This is a genomic window from Paenirhodobacter enshiensis, assembly GCF_000740785.1.
Taxonomy (GTDB): Bacteria; Pseudomonadota; Alphaproteobacteria; order Rhodobacterales; family Rhodobacteraceae; genus Rhodobacter; species Rhodobacter enshiensis.
The window spans coordinates 82,530-96,925 of sequence record NZ_JFZB01000012.1 but is presented as its reverse complement, the minus strand read 5'-3'; the positions used below and the strand labels follow the sequence as shown (position 1 = coordinate 96,925).

General features: G+C 68.2%; 15 protein-coding genes. 11 read left to right on the top strand and 4 right to left on the bottom strand.

From position 1 onward, the window contains the following. Positions 1 to 77 precede the first annotated feature (77 nt). On the top strand, positions 78 to 1,715 hold the full coding sequence (locus tag CG50_RS08405) for an MFS transporter (protein ID WP_036637064.1): 1,638 nt from the start codon (positions 78 to 80) through the stop codon (positions 1,713 to 1,715). On the opposite strand, the gene CG50_RS08400 is transcribed toward CG50_RS08405, so the two are convergent. After that, entirely contained in the window at positions 1,687 to 2,502 is an 816-nt protein-coding gene (locus CG50_RS08400; protein ID WP_036637063.1) for an AraC family transcriptional regulator, read from the bottom strand. The genes CG50_RS08405 and CG50_RS08400 overlap by 29 nt on opposite strands. Positions 2,503 to 2,650: 148 nt before the next feature. Here CG50_RS08400 and CG50_RS08395 point away from each other — a divergent pair, with 148 nt between their 5' ends. Further along, entirely contained in the window at positions 2,651 to 3,874 is a 1,224-nt protein-coding gene (locus CG50_RS08395; RefSeq protein WP_211248586.1) for a YbfB/YjiJ family MFS transporter, read from the top strand. A gap of 8 nt (positions 3,875 to 3,882) precedes the next feature. Here the strand turns inward: CG50_RS08395 and CG50_RS08390 are convergent, their stop codons facing one another. Beyond that, the gene (locus tag CG50_RS08390; RefSeq protein WP_036637195.1) at positions 3,883 to 4,641 is read right to left on the bottom strand and encodes an IclR family transcriptional regulator domain-containing protein; all 759 of its coding nucleotides are present in this window, start codon (positions 4,639 to 4,641) and stop codon (positions 3,883 to 3,885) included. Between the two features lie 105 nt (positions 4,642 to 4,746). Between CG50_RS08390 and CG50_RS08385 the strand changes: the two genes are divergently transcribed. From CG50_RS08385 to pcaF, 3 genes are read left to right on the top strand one after another with little or no spacing between them, the layout of a single operon-like run. After that, entirely contained in the window at positions 4,747 to 5,481 is a 735-nt protein-coding gene (locus CG50_RS08385) for a 3-oxoacid CoA-transferase subunit A (protein WP_036637061.1), read from the top strand. Further along, complete coding sequence (locus CG50_RS08380) at positions 5,478 to 6,146, top strand: 3-oxoacid CoA-transferase subunit B (protein ID WP_036637060.1); 669 nt, start codon at positions 5,478 to 5,480, stop codon at positions 6,144 to 6,146. The genes CG50_RS08385 and CG50_RS08380 overlap by 4 nt, the downstream gene beginning before the upstream one ends. A gap of 1 nt (position 6,147) precedes the next feature. Further along, positions 6,148 to 7,347, top strand: a complete 1,200-nt coding sequence (gene pcaF / locus CG50_RS08375) for a 3-oxoadipyl-CoA thiolase (protein ID WP_036637059.1) — start codon at positions 6,148 to 6,150, stop codon at positions 7,345 to 7,347. Positions 7,348 to 7,378: 31 nt separating this feature from the next. Here the strand turns inward: pcaF and CG50_RS08370 are convergent, their stop codons facing one another. Continuing rightward, positions 7,379 to 8,263: a helix-turn-helix domain-containing protein gene (locus CG50_RS08370; protein WP_245615648.1), complete on the bottom strand. Its 885-nt coding sequence runs from the start codon at positions 8,261 to 8,263 to the stop codon at positions 7,379 to 7,381. 60 nt (positions 8,264 to 8,323) lie between these two features. On the opposite strand from CG50_RS08370, the gene pobA reads away from it, so the two are divergent. Then, entirely contained in the window at positions 8,324 to 9,493 is a 1,170-nt protein-coding gene (gene pobA / locus CG50_RS08365) for a 4-hydroxybenzoate 3-monooxygenase (RefSeq protein WP_036637055.1), read from the top strand. A gap of 86 nt (positions 9,494 to 9,579) precedes the next feature. On the opposite strand, the gene CG50_RS08360 is transcribed toward pobA, so the two are convergent. Then, positions 9,580 to 10,494 carry a LysR substrate-binding domain-containing protein gene (locus CG50_RS08360; protein WP_036637053.1) on the bottom strand — a complete coding sequence of 305 codons (915 nt, stop codon included), beginning with the start codon at positions 10,492 to 10,494 and terminating at the stop codon, positions 9,580 to 9,582. A gap of 106 nt (positions 10,495 to 10,600) precedes the next feature. Between CG50_RS08360 and pcaD the strand changes: the two genes are divergently transcribed. The 5 genes from pcaD to CG50_RS08335 all read left to right on the top strand — a co-directional run bounded on the left by pcaD (position 10,601) and on the right by CG50_RS08335 (position 14,257). Beyond that, the gene (pcaD, locus tag CG50_RS08355; protein WP_036637051.1) at positions 10,601 to 11,386 is read left to right on the top strand and encodes a 3-oxoadipate enol-lactonase; all 786 of its coding nucleotides are present in this window, start codon (positions 10,601 to 10,603) and stop codon (positions 11,384 to 11,386) included. After that, entirely contained in the window at positions 11,383 to 11,769 is a 387-nt protein-coding gene (gene pcaC, locus CG50_RS08350) for a 4-carboxymuconolactone decarboxylase (protein ID WP_036637050.1), read from the top strand. The genes pcaD and pcaC overlap by 4 nt, the downstream gene beginning before the upstream one ends. Next, entirely contained in the window at positions 11,766 to 12,494 is a 729-nt protein-coding gene (gene pcaH, locus CG50_RS08345) for a protocatechuate 3,4-dioxygenase subunit beta (RefSeq protein WP_036637049.1), read from the top strand. Before pcaC ends, pcaH begins: the two co-directional genes overlap by 4 nt. Position 12,495: 1 nt before the next feature. Next, the gene (pcaG, locus tag CG50_RS08340; RefSeq protein WP_152559471.1) at positions 12,496 to 13,095 is read left to right on the top strand and encodes a protocatechuate 3,4-dioxygenase subunit alpha; all 600 of its coding nucleotides are present in this window, start codon (positions 12,496 to 12,498) and stop codon (positions 13,093 to 13,095) included. Between the two features lie 103 nt (positions 13,096 to 13,198). Beyond that, entirely contained in the window at positions 13,199 to 14,257 is a 1,059-nt protein-coding gene (locus CG50_RS08335; RefSeq protein ID WP_036637048.1) for a 3-carboxy-cis,cis-muconate cycloisomerase, read from the top strand. Positions 14,258 to 14,396: the final 139 nt, after the last annotated feature.

Sequence of the window (14,396 nt, the reverse complement as noted above, 5' to 3'; positions counted from 1 at the left end):
TGTGGCTTCCCCGACGCGAGGGATCCGTGCAATCTGGCGCGCAGGTTACGCGCCTTTCCCACCTTGCAGCGGTCCCCGTGACACAGCCCTCTTTCCTCGCCCCGTTCCGCAATCCGGACTTTCGCGCGTTGTGGAGCGCGACGCTTTTCACCAATCTCGGCGCGCTGGTTCAGGTCACCGCGGCGGGCTGGATGATGGCAAGCCTGACCAATTCGCCCAGCATGGTCTCGCTGGTGCAGTCGGCCAATACGCTGCCGTTCATGCTGCTCGCCCTCGTCGCGGGGGCGCTGGCCGACAATTTCGAACGCCGGACCGTCCTGATATGGTCGCAATCCTTCGTCGTCGCGGCCTCGGCGGTGCTGGCGGTGCTGGCCTTCATGGGGCTGGTGACGCCCTGGCTTCTGCTCGGGTTCACCTTTCTGATCGCCGGCGGAGGGGTGATCTTCCTGCCGTCGTGGCAGGCCTCGATGGGCGATATACTGCCGCGCGAGGACCTGCCTTCGGCGGTCAGCCTGAACAGCATGAGCTACAATCTGATGCGTGGCATCGGCCCGGCCATCGGTGGCGCCATCGTCGCCTGGGTCGGGGCGGCGGCGGCCTTCGCGCTGAATGCGCTCAGCTGTCTGCCGCTGATCGCGGTGTTGCTGCGCTGGCATCCGGAGGTGCCGAAATCCGATCTGCCGCGCGAGACGCTCGGTGCGGCGCTGGCGGCGGGGCTGCGTTACGCGCTGCTGTCGCCGGCGCTGGTGCGGGTGATCCTGCGCGGCGGGATCTTCGGCTTCGCCGCGGTCAGCGTGCTTGGCCTGCTGCCGCTGATCGCGCGCGACCAGTTGCAGGGCACGGCGATGACCTACGGGTTGCTTCTGGGCGCTTTCGGCTTCGGCGCGATCGGTGGCGTTCTGCTGAACCGCCCGCTTTATGCGCGCTGCCGCAACGAGACCATCGTGCGGATCTCGTTTCTGGGCTTCGCGGCGGGGATGGTGGTGCTGGCGCTGTCGTCGTCGCTGCTGCTCAGCTGCGTGGCGCTGCTGGCGATGGGGCCGTTCTGGGTGATCGCGCTGTCGCTGTTCACCGTAGCGGTGCAGCTGTCGACACCGCGATGGGTTGTCGGACGGGCGCTGTCGCTGTTCCAGACCACGGCTTATGGCGGAATGGCGGCGGGGGCGTGGCTGTGGGGCTATCTGGCCGATCGCATCGGCGAGGGCGGATCGCTGTGCGCTGCGGCGGCGCTTTTGCTGGTGGGGGCGGTTCTGGGCCTGTGGATGCGGCAATCCGATTTCGAGGAGGTCGACCTGGCCCCTGTGGGAGGGTTCGTTGTGCCGAAGCTCGCGCTCGATATCCGCTATCGCTCGGGGCCGTTCATGATCCTCGTCGAATACGATATCGCCGAGGCCGATGTGCCGGCATTTCTCGCGCTGATGCGCGAGCGGCGCAAGATCCGGTTGCGCGACGGGGCACACAACTGGGCGCTGATGCGCGATGCCGAACGGCCGCAGCGCTGGTTCGAGAGCTACCATGTTCCGACCTGGAGCGACTATCTGCGCCACAACGAGCGCCGGACCCGCTCTGACGGGCGGAATTTCGATGCGCTGGTGGCGCTCAACCGAGGTGGGGCCGAGGCGCTTCGGGTGCATCGCCTGATCGAGCGTCAGACCGTGCCGCCCGGCGACGATTTCCCGGTGCGCCTCATGCCAGACGGGCGTCTGCTGCCCTGAGGCGCAGCCATTGCGACGGCGACAGCCCCGTCGCGGAGCGGAACATGTGAATGAACGCCGAAGGCGTGGCATAGCCGAGGTCCAGCGCGATGGCGGTGACCGGCCGTCCCTGGCCGAGCCATTCATAGGCGCGAAACAGCTGCATCCGCTGACGCCACGCGCCGAACGGCATGTCCAGATCGTCGCGGAACCGGCGCGCGAGGGTGCGCTCGGACATGCCATGGGCCCGGGCGAGGTCACGGGCGGTGCGTCTGTCGTCGGGCCGGTCGTAAAGCGCGCGGCACAGTGCGCGCAACGCCGGATGGTCGGGCCAGCGCAGCGCCGCGTCCTGCGGCGGCAGCCGGGGCAGATGCGCCACGATGCAGCCTTGCAGCGCCAGCCGGTAGCGCGCCTGCCCCGGGTCATCGCTGCCCGGGGCAGGCAGCTGTTCCAGTGCCCCGATCAGCTCGCGCAGCAGGCCCGAGACCCGCAGGATCTGCACCGTCCCCGGCATCTCGATCGCGTTTTCCGCAATGTAGAGCGAGCGGAACGCGGCATCGCTCAGGGCTCCGGTCGCGTGGCGGATCCCGCGCGGCAGCCAGGCGGCCTGACCGGGCGCCACCACGTGCCAGGCCTCTTCCAGCCGGATCGTCAGCGTCCCGGCGCTGGCGTGGACAAGCTGATGCCAGGGGTGATCGTGCAGCGCGAACAGCTCGCCCCGGGCCATGTTCTGTGCGCGCAGCTGCACGCTGGTTTCGAGTGTCTCGATGCCGGGCACGGCGATCTCGGTCCAGCTGTGGCGATCCATGGGCAGCTCTTTCGGGCAGGGGCTTTCGGGCAGAGATTTCGGCCGATGACCGATATTCGACATCAATTGGCAAAGTGTCGCAAGACTGACGATCTTCTGCCTCCCATAATCGACTCCGGAGGCGGAGGAGTGCAGGGAGGCACAGCTCATGACCCGGGAGGAATTTCAGCCGCATCGGGGGCAGGCACTGCCCGCCACCTCTGCGCCCGCTGCCGCAGGGACCGCCGCAATGCCCTATCCGAAGGTCATTCTGGCCGGGATCTGCGCGCTGATCGCGACGGTGGGGATGGCGCGCTTCGCCTATACGCCGTTGTTGCCGGCGATGCGCAGCCAGGCGGGGCTGAGCGTGCTCGACGGCGGGCTTCTGGCGACGTGGAATTACTGCGGCTATCTGTGCGGCACGCTGATCGCTTCCTGGGTGCACGAGTTGCACGTGAAGGCGCGGCTTTATCGCGCGGCGCTGGTGCTGGCGTGCCTGACCACGCTTGGCATGGGGCTGACGCGCGACGTGACGCTGTGGGGCGTGCTGCGTTTTCTGTCGGGCATGTCGAGCACGGCTGGGCTTCTGCTTGCTTCGGGGCTGATCCTGAACTGGCTGATCGAGACCCGCCGGCCCCCCGTTCTGGGGCTGCATTTCGCCGGGATGGGGATTGGCATCGTGGCGACGGGGCTCGGTGTGCGGCTGACGCAGGACTGGCTGGGCTGGGACGCGCAGTGGAAGCTGTTCGGCGTGCTCAGCCTGTTCCTGATCGTGCCGGCCTGGCGCTGGATGCCAGAGCCGCGACGCCCCGCCGGGGCCGCCCGGGCCGCGCCGGCGGGGCGCACCAGCCTGTGGCTGTGGCTGCTCAACGGCGCCTATTGCTGTGCCGGGGTGGGGTATGTGGTGCTGGCGACCTTCATCGTCGACATCGCCGCACAGCTTCCGGTCTTCGGTGGCAGCGCGACGCTGGTCTGGGTTGCGGTCGGTCTGGCGGCGATCCCCTCGGCATTCGTGTGGGACCGGATCGCGATGCTGTGGGGTAGTATCGTCGCGCTGATGCTGGCCTTCGGGTTACAGATCCTGTCGATCGGGTTGCTGATGACCGGCTCGGCCGCGGCCAGCCTGATCGCGGCGCTGTGCTATGGCGGCACCTTCGTCGGCATCGTCAATCTCACGCTGTCGCTGGCGGGGCGGCTTGCGCCCGGCAATCCGGCGCGGGCGATGGCGCGGATGACCATCGGCTACAGTCTGGCGCAGATCGTGACCCCGGCACTGGCGGGTTACCTGGCCGAGGGCAGCACCAGCTATGGCGCGATCTTGCCGCCGGCCGCGGCGGCGATGGCGGTGGGGGTGGCGCTTCTGGCGGCGATCTTGCTGTTGCGGCGCGGCTGACGCGCCGCTCAGTGCAGCACCCGGCGCAAGCCGTCCTGAACCTTCAGAAGGGCCGGCAGATACAGTGCCTCCAGATCCGTCGCGGCATTTTGCACGGCCGCGACGCCGGTGTTCAGCGCCGCCACCACCCGCCCGGAACTGCCAAGGATCGGCACGGCGATGGAGCGCAGGCCCAGTTCGACCTCCTGGTCGATCAGCGCATGGCCGCCGGTGCGCGCCTTGGCGATGCGGAGCATGATCTCGTCGGGCGAGGTCAGGCTGAACGGGGTGCGCGGGCTCAGGTCCGCGCGTTCGACGCGGGCGCGGGCTTCGGCCTCGGGCAGCGCCGCCAGCAGCACCCGGCCGAGCGAGGTGCAATGCGCCGGCAGCCGCGATCCCGGCAACAGCCCGATCGACATCACCCGGCGCTGCGCCGCACGTGCGAGATAGACGATCTCGGTCTCGTCGAGGATCGCGACCGAGGTCGACTGTCCGATCTGTTCCGACAGCTGATCCAGCCAGGGCTGCACCAGCTGTGCAAGCGGCAGCGCCGCAAGCGTGCCCATCCCCAGCCGCAGCACCCGGGGCGTCAGGGTGAAGAACTTGCCGTCGTAATCGGCATAGCCAAGCTCGTGCAGCGTCAGCAGGCAGCGCCGCGCCGTCGCCCGGTCAAGGCCGGTCCGCTCGGCCACCTCGGCGATGGCGAGTCGCGGATGCTCGGCCCGGAAGGCCTCGATCACGCTCAGCCCCTTGGCCAGTGAGGCGATGAAATCGGTTTTGTTCACCATGCGCACAGTATTTTCCGCGATATGAACAAAAGTCAACATGCGCACAAATCATCTGGCCCGGTCGCCCGACGGGTCCTAGCGTCGCCCGGAACAACGGAGGAGTTCATGGACAAACGCATCGCCTCGGTGGAGGGCGCGGTCGCGGATATTCCCGACGGCGCCACGGTCATGATCGGAGGCTTCGGCGGATCGGGCGCCCCGATCGAGCTGATCCACGCGCTGATCGGCCGCTTTCTGGCCACCGGCAGCCCGAAGAACCTGACGGTCATCAACAACAACGCCGGCAACGGTCACGTCGGCATCGCCGCGCTGATCGAGCAGGGGATGGTGCGCAAGATGGTGTGCTCGTTCCCGCGCTCGGCCGATCCGCGGGTGTTCACCGAGAAATACCTCTCGGGCGAGATCGAGCTGGAACTGGTGCCGCAGGGCACGCTGGCCGAGCGTATCCGCGCCGGCGGGGCGGGCATCCCGGCGTTCTTCACGCCCACCTCCTTCGGCACCGATCTGGCGAAGGGCAAGCCCGTCGAGGTGTTCGAGGGCCGCTCTTACGTGATGGAGCGCTGGCTGAAGGCCGATTTCGCGCTGCTGAAGGCGGAACTCGGCGACTTCTACGGCAATCTCACCTACCGGATGGCGGCGCGCAATTTCGCCCCGATCATGGCGATGGCGGCGGCGCGCACCGTCGTTCAGGTGAGCCGCGCGGTCGAACCGGGCACCATCGACCCCGAGGCCGTCATCACCCCCGGCATCTTCGTCGACACCATCGTCGAGGTGGCGGATCCGGCGCAGGAAGAGGCCCTCAACCGTGCCGGTGCGCACTACCCGGAGGTGACGGCATGACCAAGCTGTCGAATGCACAGATCGCCTGGCGCGCGGCGCAGGACATCCACGATGGCGCCTATGTCAACCTCGGCATCGGTTTCCCCGAGATGGTGGCGAAGTTCCAGCCCCCCGGCCGTCAGGCGGTGTTCCATACCGAGAACGGCGTTCTCGGCTTCGGCGAGGCGCCGGCGCCGGGGGAAGAGGACTGGGACCTCATCAATGCCGGCAAGAAGGCGATCACGCTGAAGCCGGGGGCGGCGTTCTTTCACCATGCCGACAGCTTCGCCATGGTGCGCGGCGGGCATCTCGATGTGGCGATCCTTGGCGCCTATGAGGTTGCCGAGACCGGCGATCTCGCGAACTGGTCGACCGGGCCGAAGGGGGTTCCGGCGGTCGGCGGCGCGATGGATCTGGTGCACGGCGCGAAGCGCGTCGCGGTCATCACCGATCATGTGACCAAGACCGGCGCGCCGAAGCTGGTCGAGCGTTGCACCCTGCCGCTGACCGGCGTCGGCTGCGTGACGCGGGTCTATACCTCGCTCGCGGTGATCGACATCGAGGGCGGCCGGCTCGTGCTGCGCGAGAAGCTGCCGTCGATGAGCTTTGACGAATTGCAGGCCGTGACGGGGGCGAAGCTGCACCTCGACGGGCCGGTGAGCGACCTGATCGTGCCGGAGGTGTAAGATGCGCGACGTTTATATCTGCGACTATATCCGCACCCCCATCGGGCGGTTCGGCGGTGCGCTGGCCCCGGTGCGGGCGGACGATCTCGGCGCGGTGCCGCTGCGTGCGCTGATCGCGCGCCATGAAACGCTCGACTGGGAGGCGGTCGATGACGTGATCTTCGGCTGCGCCAATCAGGCGGGCGAGGACAACCGCAACGTCGCGCGCATGGCGGCGCTGCTGGCCGGGCTGCCGGTCGCGGTGCCGGGCACGACGATCAACCGGCTGTGCGGCTCGGGGATGGATGCGGTGCTGACGGCGGCGCGCACCATCCGCACGGGCGAGGCCGAGATCATCGTCGCGGGCGGTGTCGAAAGCATGTCGCGCGCCCCCTTCGTGATGCCCAAGGCCGAAAGCGCCTACAGCCGGACGAATGCGGTCTATGACACCACCATCGGCTGGCGCTTCGTCAACCCGGAGATGGAACGGCTCTATGGCGTCGATTCGATGCCGCAGACCGGGCAGAACGTCGCCGACGAGTTCGGCGTGAGCCGCGAGGCGCAGGATGCCTTCGCCCTGCGCTCGCAGGAGCGCGCGGCGGCCGCCCAGGCGAACGGCCGTCTGGCGGCGGAAATCACCCCCGTCACCACCCCCGCACGCAAGGGCGATCCGCTGATCGTCGCGCGCGACGAGCACCCCCGCGCGACCACGATGGAGAGCCTCGGCAAGCTGCGGCCGCTGTTCGCGGGCGGCTCGGTCACGGCGGGCAATGCCTCGGGGGTGAATGACGGGGCGGCGGCGCTGATCCTGGCGTCCGGGGCGGCGGTGAAGGCGCAGGGGCTGACCCCGATCGCGCGGGTTCTGGGTGGCGCCGTCGCGGGCGTGCCGCCCAGGATCATGGGGATGGGCCCGGCGCCCGTGGCGCAAAAGCTGATGGCGCGGCTGGGGCTGACGCAGGCGCAGTTCGACGTGATCGAGCTGAACGAGGCCTTCGCCGCGCAGGGCATCGCGGTGCTGCGCGAGCTGGGCATCGCCGAGGACGACGCGCGGGTGAACCCGAACGGCGGCGCCATCGCGCTTGGCCATCCGCTTGGCATGTCGGGGGCGCGGATCACCGGCACGGCGGCGCTGGAGCTGGCGAAGACCGGCGGCCGGCTGTCGCTGAGCACGATGTGCATCGGCGTCGGGCAGGGCATCGCCATCGCGCTCGAACGGGTGTGACCGGCCGTCTGTGACAGGCCGGTTCGCGGCCTCAGGTCGCGAACCGGCGCCGGTAGTCCGAGGGTGCTTCGCCGCGCAGGGCGCGGAACCGGCGCGAGAAATACGACGGATCGTCGAAGCCCAGACGATAGCCGACCTCGGCCACCGGCAACTGGGTGAAGGCGAGAAGGCGGCTCGCCTCGGTCATCACCGCGATCTCGATATGTCGTCCGGCGCTGGTTCCGGTCGCCGCGCGGCAGATCCGGTTGAGATGCCCCGCCGTCACCGACAGCGCCGAGGCATAGTCCGCCACCCCCCAGCCTTCGGCCATGTGCCGCGCGATCAGCTGGCCGAAATCGTCCATGCGGCGACGCTCCGGGGGGGCGGTGGCGGCGGCCTGACGCTCGGCCAGACGGGCGATGGCGGCGAACAGCGCCTGTGACAGTGCGACGAGAAGATTTGCGCGGAAAGTGCCAGTCGTGGAAAATGCGTCCGCGATCTGCTCCATCAGGCAGAGTGCGGTCGGATCCGCGCTTGCGCAATGCGGACGCGCCAGAATGCGGGCGAGGGCGGCATCGCTTCCCCCGGTGGGCACGACCGTCAGCGGAAAGGACAGAACCAGCCCCTCGCTGCCCCGGGAAAAGGCGAATCCATGCACGATTCCCGCCGGGATGAAGATGATTTCTCCATTGTCGAAAGCGATTTGCCGGCCATCGACACGGACCTGCGCGGTGCCGGCGCGCATGTAGAACACCTGTGCCATCTCGTGGTGACGATGCGGCGAGATGGTCCAGTCATGCAGGCCGGCCCGGTCGCGGATCCGTTCGCAATGGATGATGTCCGGGAAGGCCCCGGTTTCGCCGAACAGATTGAAGACCGGGATTTGCGACGGACTGACCATGCCTGAAAAATACCAGACTATGCCGGTCCTGTCCATTCTCGCCACGGCGCGGAACGGCATAAGGTTCATCTCAGGGAGAACAATCGGAACATCATCATGGACACTCAGGTCGTCATCATCGGCGGCGGGCCTTCGGGTCTGCTGCTGTCGCAGTTGCTGAACCGGGAGGGGATCGCGACGGTCATTCTGGAACGCTCTGGCCGCGCGCATGTGCTGTCGCGGATCCGGGCCGGGATCCTCGAATGGGGATCGGTCGAGATGCTGCGCGAGGCCGGCGTCGGGGCGCGGATGGACCGCGAGGGCTTTGTGCACGACGGCACATATCTGACCGATGAAGATCAGATGGTGCATATCGACTTTCACGCGCTGACCGGCAAGCGGGTCATGGTCTATGGCCAGACCGAGGTGACGCAGGATCTGTATCGGGCGCAGGATGCGATGGGCACGACCATCGTTCATGGCGTCGAAGATGTGCGGATCCTCGATCTCGACGGCGCGCAGGCCTCGGTCGAATATGTGCTGAACGGCGAGAGGAAGCGGCTGAGCTGCGCCTATGTCGCGGGCTGCGACGGGTTCCACGGCGTCAGCCGCAAGACCATCCCCGAGGACCGGCGCCGCGAATTCGAGCGGGTCTATCCGTTCGGCTGGCTCGGGATTCTGTCGCACACGCCGCCGGTGAGCGACGAGCTGATCTATGCGAATTCGCCGCGCGGCTTCGCGCTCGCCTCGATGCGCAACGCCAATCTGGTGCGCTGTTACGTGCAGGTGCCGCTGAGCGACAAGGTCGAGGACTGGTCGGACGCGCGGTTCTGGGAGGAATTCTCGCGCCGGCTGCCGGCACAGGCGGCTGAGCGGCTGGTCACCGGCCCCTCGATCGAGAAATCCATCGCGCCGCTGCGCAGCTTCGTCTCCGAGCCGCTGCGGTGGGGCCGGCTGTTCCTGGTGGGAGATGCGGCGCATATCGTGCCGCCGACCGGGGCGAAGGGGCTGAACCTGGCGGTTTCGGACGTGTTTTACCTGCATCAGGCGCTGAGCGCGGCGCTGAAGACCGGCGATGAGACGGGCATCGACGGCTATTCCGCGCGCGCGCTGAACCGGATCTGGAAGGCGATGCGGTTCAGCTGGCAGATGACGACGATGCTGCATCGTTTCGACGGCGAGGACAGTTTCGCCGCGCAGATGCGGCGGGCCTCGCTGCGCCATCTGGCGGAATCGGAGACCGCGCGCCGCGATCTGGCGGAGAATTACGTCGGCCTGCCGTATTGAGGCGGAGAGGGGAGATGGGGGCTCTGCCCCCGTCTCCTGCGGAGACTCCCCCGGGATATTTGGAGAAAGCCGAAAGAGGGAGCGGTTCAGCCGCCGAAGCCGGTGGCGGCCTCTTCGAGGGCGGCGATCAGGGCGGCGGTCTCGGCCGAGGGGGCGTTTCCGTCGCGCAGGGTGATGCCGACCGGGCCGCCGAGAAGCTCGTTGCGGATCGGCAGGACGGCGAGGGTGCCGGCCTCGATCTCGGGGCGCACGACGCCTTCGGAGATGAACCATACGGTTTCGGAATGCAGCACCACCTCGCGGCCGAAGGCGAGAGAGACGTTCTCATAGGCCGGGGCGGGATCGGTGAGGCCGACGGAATGCAGCCAGGTGCGCACCGCGACCGAGATCAGCGCGCCTGGCGGCGGCAACATCAGCGGGTAATCGGCGAGCGCGCGATACTCCCAGTCCTTGCCGAGGAGCGGGTGTCGGGCATGGACGACGGGGACCACGCGCTCCCAGTAGAGGCGCTGGAAATGCAGCCCCTCGCTTGCGCCTGGCGGGGGGATCCGGCCTATGACGATATCGAGCTGACCTTCGCGCAACAGCGAATGCAGCAGCCAGTTCGGCCCGGTCATCACGTCGAGCAGCACATCCGGGTGGGTCTCGCGAAACGCCAGCGCGGCGCGCGGGGCGAGGCCGGTGCCCGCCGTCGGCAGCACGCCCGCGCTGATCTTGGGCCGTTCGCGCGGCGGCGACAGGACCAGATGCTGGGCGCGTTCGAGATCGGCGATCGCGGCGCCGGCGTGGTTTTGGTAGATCCGTCCCGCCGCCGTCAGCACCAGCCGCCGGCCCGAGCGGTCGAACAGCGCGGTGCCGAGGATCTCCTCGAGCTCGCGGATGGTCTTCGAGGCGGCGGGCTGGCTGACATGCAGTGCCTCTGCCGCCGCCGACAGCGAGCCGAGGCGGGCGATCTCCAGAAAGCAGCGCAGATGGCGCAGGCGCAGGTGGGGGCTGAGCATATCATAACCCTGAAGTTAACACGATTGCGCATCATTATAATTTCCACGCCGGTTTTGTCATGCCATATTCCGCCAGGGAGCCCCGGTTCACGGGGGAGGAGGACAGATGCAGGTGGTGATCCATGCCGGCGCGGCCTTTCATGTCCGCGACGAGGGACCGCGCGATGGCCGCGTGGTGATGTTCGCGAATTCGCTCGGGACGGATCTGCGGGTGTGGGATGCGCTCGTGCCGCTGCTGCCGGCGGGGTTGCGGCTGGTGCGGTTCGACAAGCGCGGCCACGGGCTGAGCGATGCGACGCCCGCGCCCTATGACATGGACACGCTGATCGGCGATGCCGAGGCGATCTGCACGGCGCTCGATCTGCATGACATCACCTTCGTCGGGCTGTCGATCGGCGGCATGATCGGGCAGGGGCTGGCGGCGCGCCGGCCGGATCTGCTGCGCGCGCTGGTGCTGATGGATACGGCGGCGAAGATGGGCTCGGCGGACATGTGGCGAGACCGGATCACGGCGATCCGCGCGCAGGGCATCGCCGCGCTTGCGGCTCCGATCCTCGAACGCTGGTTCACTGCGCCGTTTCGCGCGGCCGATCCCGATTTCCGCCTTTGGGCCAACATGCTGCGCCGCACGCCGGTCGAGGGCTATGTCGGCTGTTGCGCCGCGATCGCCGGCGCCGATCTGAGCGCCACGACCCGCACCCTGAGTCTGCCGGTTCTGGCGCTGTGCGGTGCCGAAGACGGATCGAGCCCGCCGGACCTCGTGCGGGCCACGGCCGCGCTGTGCGGCGCGGCGTTTCACCTGATTGCCGGGGCGGGGCATCTGCCCTGTGTCGAGGCCCCCGCGGCCACGGCCCGATTGATTTGCGATTTTCTCGAAAGGACCACACCATGAGCGACGCGCGTTTCGACAAGGGGATGGAGGTGCGCCGCGCGGTGCTGGGCGACGCGCATGTCGACCGGGCCGAGGCGGCGAAGACCGACATCGACCTGCCATTTCAGGAGCTGATCACGGTCTCGGCCTGGGGCACGGTCTGGGCGTCGGATGCGATCTCGCGGCGCGAGCGCTCGATGCTGACGCTGGCGTTGCTGGCCGCGACCGGAAATTTCGAGGAGATTCCGATGCATATCCGCGCGACCGCCCGCACCGGCGCGTCGAAGCGCGATGTGATGGAGGCGTTCCAGCATGTGGCGGTCTACGCGGGTGTGCCGCGGGCGAACCATGCCATCAAGCTGGCCAGGCAGACCTATGCCGAGATGGAGGCGGCACAGCAATGATCGACCAGGGACCCCTGATACCGCGCAACCGGGAGATGCACCCGGTTCCCTATTACCCCGATTACAAGACCTCCGTCGCCCGCTCGCCGAGCCTGCCGCTGTTGTCGATGGAAAGCGGCCCGTCCGAGGAAACCGGCCCCACCTTCGGCCATGATCAGATCGGCGCGCTCGACAACAACCTGATCCTGAACTGGACCAAGGGCGCCGCGCCCGCGGTGGGCGAGCGGATCCTGATGCACGGCCGCGTGCTCGACGAGAACGGCCGCGCCGTGCCGGAGACGCTGATCGAGATCTGGCAGGCCAATGCCGGCGGGCGCTATCGCCACAAGAAGGACGGCTATCTCGCGCCGCTCGATCCGAATTTCGGCGGCTGCGGGCGCACGCTGACCGATGCGAACGGCTGTTACCAGTTTCTGACGATCCGCCCCGGCGCCTATCCGTGGCCGAACCGCGGCAACGACTGGCGGCCGATGCACATCCATATCTCGGTCTACGGCCACAGCTTCGGCCAGCGGCTGATCACCCAGATGTATTTCGAGGGCGATCCGCTGATCGAGCGCTGTCCGATCGCCGCGACGATCCGCAACCGCTCGCAGCTCGACCGTCTGGTCGCGCCGCTCGACATGGCGGCCTCGCGGCCGCTGGATTTCCTTGCCTACAAGTTCGACATCGTGCTGCGCGGCCGCCGTCAGACGATGTTCGAGAACAAGCTGGAGGGCCTTTGACATGGTGCAGCCGCTGACCGTTCTGCCCGAATCCCCGTCGCAGACCGCGGGGCCTTATGTCCACATCGGCCTGATGCCGACCTATGCCGGCAATCCCGGCGCCTATGCCGAGGAAATCGGCACCTCGCCGATCGCCGAGGGCGCGCAGGGCACGGTGATCGAGATCGTCGGCTCCGTCTATGACGGCACCGGCTGGGCGCTGCGCGATGCGCTGATCGAAAGCTGGCAGCCGGATGCGGCAGGGATCTTTCCGGGCCAGCCCGGTGCCGATCCGGCGGTCAGCGGGCTGTGCCGCTTCGCCGCCGATGCGGTCAGCGGCGAATTCACCCTTCGCACGGTCAAGCCCGGGCCGGTTCCCTCGCGCTATGGCAAGGCCTTTGCGCCGCATATCTCGCTCTGGGTCGTGGCGCGCGGCATCAACATCGGGCTGCAGACCCGGATCTATTTCGAGGACGAGGACAATTCCGACGATCCGCTCCTCGCCCGGATCGAGCAGCGCCCGCGCGTCGAGACGCTGATCGCGAAGAAGATCGGCGAGAACCGCTATCGCTTCGACATCCGCCTGCAGGGCGCGGGCGAGACGGTGTTCCTCGATCTGTGATCGCGGGCTATCGTGCTTCGACGAACGGGCGGCGCGCGGTCCTGCGCGCCGCCCCGGGTTTTCTGTCCGGTTCTTTCGGCCCGGGTCTTTCTGAAGGCGGATCATGAGCGACGTGTTCACCCATCCCTGGCTCGGCGGGCTGTTCGCCGATGACGAGATTGCCGCGCTCTGGCGGCCCGAGGCGCAGCTCGCCGCGATGCAGGCATTCGAAATCGCCTGGAGCCGGGCGCTCGGCCGTGCGGGTCTGGTGCCTGAGGCCGAGGCCGAACAGGCGGCGCTCGCCATCGGGGCGATGCACTTCGATCTCGACGATCTGCGCCGCGGCACCGGGCAGGACGGCGTCGTCGTGCCGCGGCTGGTCGCGCAGATGAAGGCGGCGGCGGGGGTGGCGAAAGGCGCGGTGCATCGCGGTGCCACCTCGCAAGACGTGATCGACACCGCGCTCGCGCTGGCGATGCGTGACACGATTTCCGTTCTGGAGCAGAGGGTTGCGGCACTCGATGTCGCGCTTTCCGATCTGGATGCGCGCTTCGGTGCCGCGCCGCTGATGGGGCGCACGCGGATGCAGGCGGCGACGATGGTGACCGTGGCGGACCGGGTCGCGCCCTGGCGGCTGCCGCTTGCCGATCACCGCGCGCGTCTGGCCGCGCTGACGCCGCGGGTCGCGAAGGTGCAGATCGGCGGCGCCTCGGGCGACCGCGCCGCGCTCGGTCCGGCGGCGGATCGGGTCGCGGCCGATGTGGCGGGGGCGCTCGGCCTCGGCAATCCGGTGCGCGCCTGGCACGCGATGCGCGACGGAGTGGCCGAGTTCGCCTCGGTTCTGTCGCTGATCTCGGGGACGCTCGGCAAGATCGGGCAGGACATCGCGCTGATGGCGCAGCAAGGCATCGGCGAGATTTCCCTGTCCGGGGGCGGGACCTCCTCGGCGATGGCGCACAAGCAAAACCCGGTGCTCGCCGAGCTTCTGGTGACGCTCGCCCGGTTCAACGCGGTGCAGGTCTCGGCGCTGCATCAGGCGATGGGGCATGAACAGGAGCGCTCCGGTGCCGCCTGGGCACTCGAATGGATGGTGTTGCCGCAGATGGCGGAGGCGACGGGGCGCGCGCTGAGCGCGGGCCTCGATCTGTGTGCGCAGATCACGCGGATGGGCGAGCCGTGCTGATCCGGCGGGCCATAGCCCCGGGAGGGGCGTTGCCCGCGCAATCCATAACCTGCGATATATGAATAAACATGCAAATGTCATATTTTCAAGGACTTGCGACAGTTGCGAGCGTGGCGATCTGCCGCTAGCGTCGAGGCAA

Bases quoted from the DNA above. Each gene is read 5' to 3' on its own strand.
- pcaG (WP_152559471.1), top strand. From the start codon at position 12,496: ATGGTGCAGCCGCTGACCGTTCTGCCCGAATCCCCGTCGCAGACCGCG.
- CG50_RS08400 (WP_036637063.1), bottom strand. From the start codon at position 2,502: ATGGATCGCCACAGCTGGACCGAGATCGCCGTGCCCGGCATCGAGACA.
- CG50_RS08370 (WP_245615648.1), bottom strand. From the start codon at position 8,263: ATGGACAGGACCGGCATAGTCTGGTATTTTTCAGGCATGGTCAGTCCG.
- pcaD (WP_036637051.1), top strand. From the start codon at position 10,601: ATGCAGGTGGTGATCCATGCCGGCGCGGCCTTTCATGTCCGCGACGAG.
- CG50_RS08385 (WP_036637061.1), top strand. From the start codon at position 4,747: ATGGACAAACGCATCGCCTCGGTGGAGGGCGCGGTCGCGGATATTCCC.
- CG50_RS08395 (WP_211248586.1), top strand. From the start codon at position 2,651: ATGACCCGGGAGGAATTTCAGCCGCATCGGGGGCAGGCACTGCCCGCC.
- CG50_RS08390 (WP_036637195.1), bottom strand. From the start codon at position 4,641: ATGGTGAACAAAACCGATTTCATCGCCTCACTGGCCAAGGGGCTGAGC.
- pcaH (WP_036637049.1), top strand. From the start codon at position 11,766: ATGATCGACCAGGGACCCCTGATACCGCGCAACCGGGAGATGCACCCG.
- CG50_RS08380 (WP_036637060.1), top strand. From the start codon at position 5,478: ATGACCAAGCTGTCGAATGCACAGATCGCCTGGCGCGCGGCGCAGGAC.
- CG50_RS08360 (WP_036637053.1), bottom strand. From the start codon at position 10,494: ATGCTCAGCCCCCACCTGCGCCTGCGCCATCTGCGCTGCTTTCTGGAG.
- pcaF (WP_036637059.1), top strand. From the start codon at position 6,148: ATGCGCGACGTTTATATCTGCGACTATATCCGCACCCCCATCGGGCGG.
- CG50_RS08335 (WP_036637048.1), top strand. From the start codon at position 13,199: ATGAGCGACGTGTTCACCCATCCCTGGCTCGGCGGGCTGTTCGCCGAT.
- pobA (WP_036637055.1), top strand. From the start codon at position 8,324: ATGGACACTCAGGTCGTCATCATCGGCGGCGGGCCTTCGGGTCTGCTG.
- pcaC (WP_036637050.1), top strand. From the start codon at position 11,383: ATGAGCGACGCGCGTTTCGACAAGGGGATGGAGGTGCGCCGCGCGGTG.